Annotated in this window: 6 protein-coding genes and 1 pseudogene; 2 read left to right on the top strand and 5 right to left on the bottom strand. The window is 35.5% G+C overall.

The window, feature by feature from the left end:
• Nucleotides 1-832 precede the first annotated feature (832 nt).
• The 3 genes from KCG35_RS23750 to KCG35_RS23740 all read right to left on the bottom strand — a co-directional run bounded on the left by KCG35_RS23750 (nucleotide 833) and on the right by KCG35_RS23740 (nucleotide 2,272).
• The gene (locus KCG35_RS23750; RefSeq protein WP_215822338.1) at nucleotides 833-1,027 is read right to left on the bottom strand and encodes a cold-shock protein; all 195 of its coding nucleotides are present in this window, start codon (nucleotides 1,025-1,027) and stop codon (nucleotides 833-835) included.
• 264 nt (nucleotides 1,028-1,291) lie between these two features.
• Nucleotides 1,292-1,477 carry a hypothetical protein gene (locus KCG35_RS23745; protein WP_215822337.1) on the bottom strand — a complete coding sequence of 62 codons (186 nt, stop codon included), beginning with the start codon at nucleotides 1,475-1,477 and terminating at the stop codon, nucleotides 1,292-1,294.
• Nucleotides 1,478-1,831: 354 nt separating this feature from the next.
• A complete protein-coding gene (locus tag KCG35_RS23740; RefSeq protein ID WP_215822336.1) occupies nucleotides 1,832-2,272 on the bottom strand; it encodes a hypothetical protein in 441 nt (146 codons plus the stop codon).
• A gap of 223 nt (nucleotides 2,273-2,495) precedes the next feature.
• Here KCG35_RS23740 and KCG35_RS23735 point away from each other — a divergent pair, with 223 nt between their 5' ends.
• Nucleotides 2,496-3,503 (top strand): Rieske 2Fe-2S domain-containing protein, encoded by a 1,008-nt coding sequence (locus tag KCG35_RS23735; protein ID WP_215822335.1) that lies wholly within the window; start codon nucleotides 2,496-2,498, stop codon nucleotides 3,501-3,503.
• Here KCG35_RS23735 and KCG35_RS27155 read toward each other — a convergent pair.
• Together KCG35_RS27155 and KCG35_RS27150 are read right to left on the bottom strand one after the other, a co-directional pair.
• A pseudogene (locus KCG35_RS27155) lies at nucleotides 3,500-4,117 on the bottom strand (transposase). The gene KCG35_RS23735 and the pseudogene KCG35_RS27155 sit on opposite strands and share 4 nt — an antisense overlap.
• Before the next feature lie 79 nt (nucleotides 4,118-4,196).
• Entirely contained in the window at nucleotides 4,197-4,433 is a 237-nt protein-coding gene (locus KCG35_RS27150) for an RDD family protein (protein ID WP_373687372.1), read from the bottom strand.
• A gap of 37 nt (nucleotides 4,434-4,470) precedes the next feature.
• Here KCG35_RS27150 and KCG35_RS23715 point away from each other — a divergent pair, with 37 nt between their 5' ends.
• Complete coding sequence (locus KCG35_RS23715) at nucleotides 4,471-4,620, top strand: hypothetical protein (protein WP_215822341.1); 150 nt, start codon at nucleotides 4,471-4,473, stop codon at nucleotides 4,618-4,620.

Here is a 4,620-nt window from a genome sequence, read left to right as displayed (position 1 = left end):
TCTTCAATATAAAATAAACCAAGTTATTGATCATAAAACATACGTATGCAAGCATGAGATTAATGCTGAGCTGAAATCCTCATCATTCTCTGAGGGTGAAGTTTTACGCGTTACCCGATAAGACACCATATATTCAATAATACGATCTTAATAAGCTTCGTTAAAACAGCGCGGGGCTTTTTAATTTAGCGAAAGAAATAAGAGTTATTTCGTATAACCACACCGGTTTAAATGATAAGGCAAAAGGGTATTGTCTACAGGGGGGGATTCACACGGTGTGTTCAAAGGGCGTTATGTACTCTTTGGACACGATGGTTTTGACCCTCACAAAACCTGTCCTTAGTAGTCAATATACAATTCTGAAACTACTTGCTCTGGTATTTAGCTATAATGGTGGCATTTACAAAGCTTATAAATACAAGCGTTACCTTAAAAGGTTATACAGCACTTACACTGAGCTTTTGCCTGAAATTTTTGAACAACTTTGAGAGGCCCACAAAGACATACAGAGTAATATCATGTAGTGCTCGTAAGGTCAGCTATTGTCGATGAATAAATGGAAGTCGACAGGGTTGTGGTTTTGGTAGGGAATATGCGTATACGGAACGGAGGGCTAACCTTCAGATAAACTTGGTGTCAGGGTTGTCGGTGAGGATATGCTTGAGTTTCCACCCATAGAGACAACGATGTCACTGTATAAGCAGCAATTGGGTAGTCTGGAAGCACTAAAGGTAAGGCCTGGTGGGTGATATGCTGATGGTTGAGGAGTTGAAGTACCTAACGGAGAAGGTTATGGAGATGCTCCACCTATCCAATAGGTACCTAATCGTTGTTAGTCAACAACTTGGACATTGACAGCACAAGGTCCTTTCTGGCTCTGGCCAATCTCAAATTCTACTTTGTCACCATCACGAGGCTCATGGCCTTGGATTTGTGATACATGGAAAAACAGGTCTTTACCTTCGCTTGGAGTGATAAAACCAAAACCTTTTGCTTCACTAAAAAATTTAACAGTACCTGTGCTCATTCATAATCTCGCGTTTTGTTGAATTCAGTAAGACTTATAGAGGTTAATGAGCCAGAATGCAAATGGTTTCTTAACTAAAAGTGCCTGACAGAAGGCTATGGCCCTCTACCAGCGTCTGAGATAGTTATTCAAGCTCGTTAATAATTGATCTTATAGCGATCTAACTTGGAACCAATATGATCCTAGAAGAACTTTTCTGATGAATCTACAAGCGATATGCTTTCTCCACTATAAGTTATAAGTAGGGTTTACGATCTCCTTTAACTAATCCTTCTCATTTGAGAATTTCTCACCAAAAAATGAAAGTGACTCCTGTGTCCATTTATCAAACGATTGTTTACCTTGATCAAAAGAAAGTTGGTAAGGGCTTCTTACATTGTTAACTGATTCCTCCCTTAAAGTTTCAAGAGTATTAACAATTTCATCGTTACTTAAGTTGCTTTTTGCCATCCATCTCCCTTTGATTTCAGTTCCTTTATTAGTAGTTTAATTAAAATTAGAAGGGGGTTGGGGTAAGTGTTTACAAATTTAATATAGAAGAAAAATAAAGTTTATATGACAAGCAAAGTGAATCCACAAAATAGCATGAACGATGCTCACTACTGCTGCACGATGGCGCTAAAAGGGCTAACCAAATCTAAATCTTTGTATGGGGGTAAATAAATTCTGGTTGCTAATTTTATTATTAATTAGCACAGTTCAAAATATAGCTACATTAGAAGAAATATCTAGTGAGGTATACTTTTTGATTATATGCTGGTTTCAAAATGATAGAGGATTCTGTATATTTTGATATCTTTAGCTTCAGTTTAACTGATTGCCTACACTAAAAAAAACAATTGCAAGTAATGCGAAAATACATGCTGACCAGTGAAAAAAATTTATACTTTCCTTAAATATTAGAACGCCGACTACTAATGAGGTAGTAATTATTGATAATGCTGCATATAAGATATAGTTTGATGCCCCATAATTCGTATACAGTAAATTAAATCCTACACAGGTTAGTAGTAGACCTATACCACTGAGTAATGACCATTGCCAATTGGATTTAACTATTTCAAGATAGTTTGATGATCCAAATAATGGGGCTGCTAGGGTTACTAAAATAACAAAAAATATACCCGATAAAGAAACAAAGGTTAACATGTTGTCAAGATAGCCTGCCTTTTTTTGTCCTGTGGCAAAGAGAGCATTTCCAAATGCTGCAATTAAAGAAAACAGTAAAGGACCTAAAACTTTCACATACTCCTCCTTGATTTATATTTTAATTGTAACAATTTTAGTGGTAAATATGAAAAAATAGTCTTGTTTTTAAAGTGAAACTATCTTCTGTAAGTAATAGTATATTATACTGGGTGTGAAGAGTTTTAATTAGTGTGTTAGATGTGTATATGTATTTGGAATTGGTTAATGATATACTGTTATACCCTTAGCTATGGGTATATTTGCAAGGAGGATATTGATAATGGTAATTGCATTAGAACCGTTTTTTGAAAGTTTTTTTTACCCAATATGTCCTGTTAGTAAACTAAAAAAAGGACCTTTTGCTTTTACGTTGATGAAACAGCCAATCATACTTTGGCTTGATGAAAGTGGAGAGCCTGCTGCTATAGACAATAAGTGTTGTCATCGATGGGCAACACTTACAAATGGAAAGGTTGTTAAAGGAAATATTCAATGTTCAAATCATGGGTGGGAATATAATTCAAAAGGACAATGTGTGAAAATACCACACTATTCTGGTGATGAAATTCCAGCTAGATATAAAATAAAAGCTTACCATTGTAAAAAATCATACGATTATGTATGGGTGGCACTTAAAGATCCGATTATGCCAATACCTGATATACCTGAGTTTTTCAATACAAATTATAGGACTATTCATTTTGAAAATAGAAGTTGGCGATGTAGCCCATTAGCAGGAATAGAAAATAACTTTGATAATGCGCATCATCATTATGTTCATACTCAACTTGGTGATAAAGCTAGCGCTGTACCACGCCGACCAGAGGCCATTCAAGAGATGGAAAATGGATTATATTTTAAATCTGCTATCAATAATTATGGTAATCCTTTACAAGCAAAAGCATGGAATGTTAAAAGTAATTCCAAAATGAACCTTCCTAGAGAGTTTTTCTGGTTTATACCATTTACTGTAAAAATGGTATTATATTTGCCGAATGATTTATGTAATATAACCATTTACTCATATACTCCTATTGATGAAACTACATGCCTATGGGTAAGTTTTATCATTCGTAATGATAGGGAAGTAGATGTAAAAACCTCTGATATTGTGGAATTAAGTATGGCAATTAGCTATGAAGATGAAGCAATATTAGAACAGGTTAGTCCTGATGTTCCATTGTCGCTAAAAGAGCAAAAAAATATGGAGTCTGATTATGTGTCACTTCTAATCAGAAAAAGATTGCTGGAGCTATCGTCTTCATATTATAATTATAACTCACTCTAAGTTATTCTCAGCAATTTTCCTGGTAACGCAGGAGTTCTCGATGCCTCGTAGACAAGTTTTGCTATAAAATCTTTTAAATTAAACCGTTGATTAAATCGATACAGAAACTCTGCAAGATAACGTTGTGCGTATTTAGCTCGAATTGCATGGTACGTACTGCGTAATGCAATTTTTAAATTCCCCAGAATGGTATTAACCCAATAAAACTCAGGTTCTTCTACTGATGCACGACCACCACCGCAGACGATTTTATCGTGCTTACAGCCTGCATAAATTACGCCATAAAAAAAGCTAACCGATCTGAAATAACGCTACTAACAATAACCACGTTTTGACGGCTCCAAACGGTTATTTCTTCCTTGAGAAAAACTAAGCTTTATCCAGATTGGCTGGCCTTCTGCTGTTATAGAGGTTTGATGGTGGCACTTATGACACTGCTGAAGGCTTCTCTGTGTCAATTGACAACATTTATTGTATCCACACTTTGGACATATAAATCCATCAGGCCATCGCAGCTTATACAGTTCTTGGAAATACTACTCTTCCGTTCCATAATTTTTAATAAACTCGTTTAAACTGAGATCTTTTTGAAGCGAAACTTTGTTGATAGCGATTTTTAAGCGCTCTTGACTCAAACTGCCTATAACACAATAATACGGCAAGTAATGGCTTAAGAATAATTATGATTAGGTGTTATTTGACAGTGCTATGTTTTACTACATAAGTATGTGCTATTAGATCATGTACTCCTTGCTTATATCTTGAGAATGCAACGAATATGAAGATTGGACAAAAAATAATAGTAAACAACCACTTAAGAATGTTGCGAGAAATAACTAGCCATATGCCAATTCTTTCTACATTCTCATTGACAATTACTATACCAACGGCTAGCTTGCCAAATGTCGCGCGATATTTAGAAGCTTCCATACCTATCCAATAAAGCAAGATTATTAGGAGTAAGAGCATGGTACCAATTACTTCAAACTTGACTTCTGTTCGACCTGTAGAGGAAGTCATTAGCCTTTCCTCATTTGATTCAATTGAGATATCACCAAAATCATTCCGTGCTGACCTCTGGGATTCAGTGATTTGCCATTCAGAAGTATCACCCTAA

This window comes from Zooshikella harenae (genome assembly GCF_018837975.1).
Taxonomy (GTDB): Bacteria; Pseudomonadota; Gammaproteobacteria; order Pseudomonadales; family Zooshikellaceae; genus Zooshikella; species Zooshikella harenae.
The sequence above is the reverse complement of the archived record's forward strand: the minus strand, read 5'-3'. Positions and strand labels throughout refer to the sequence as shown.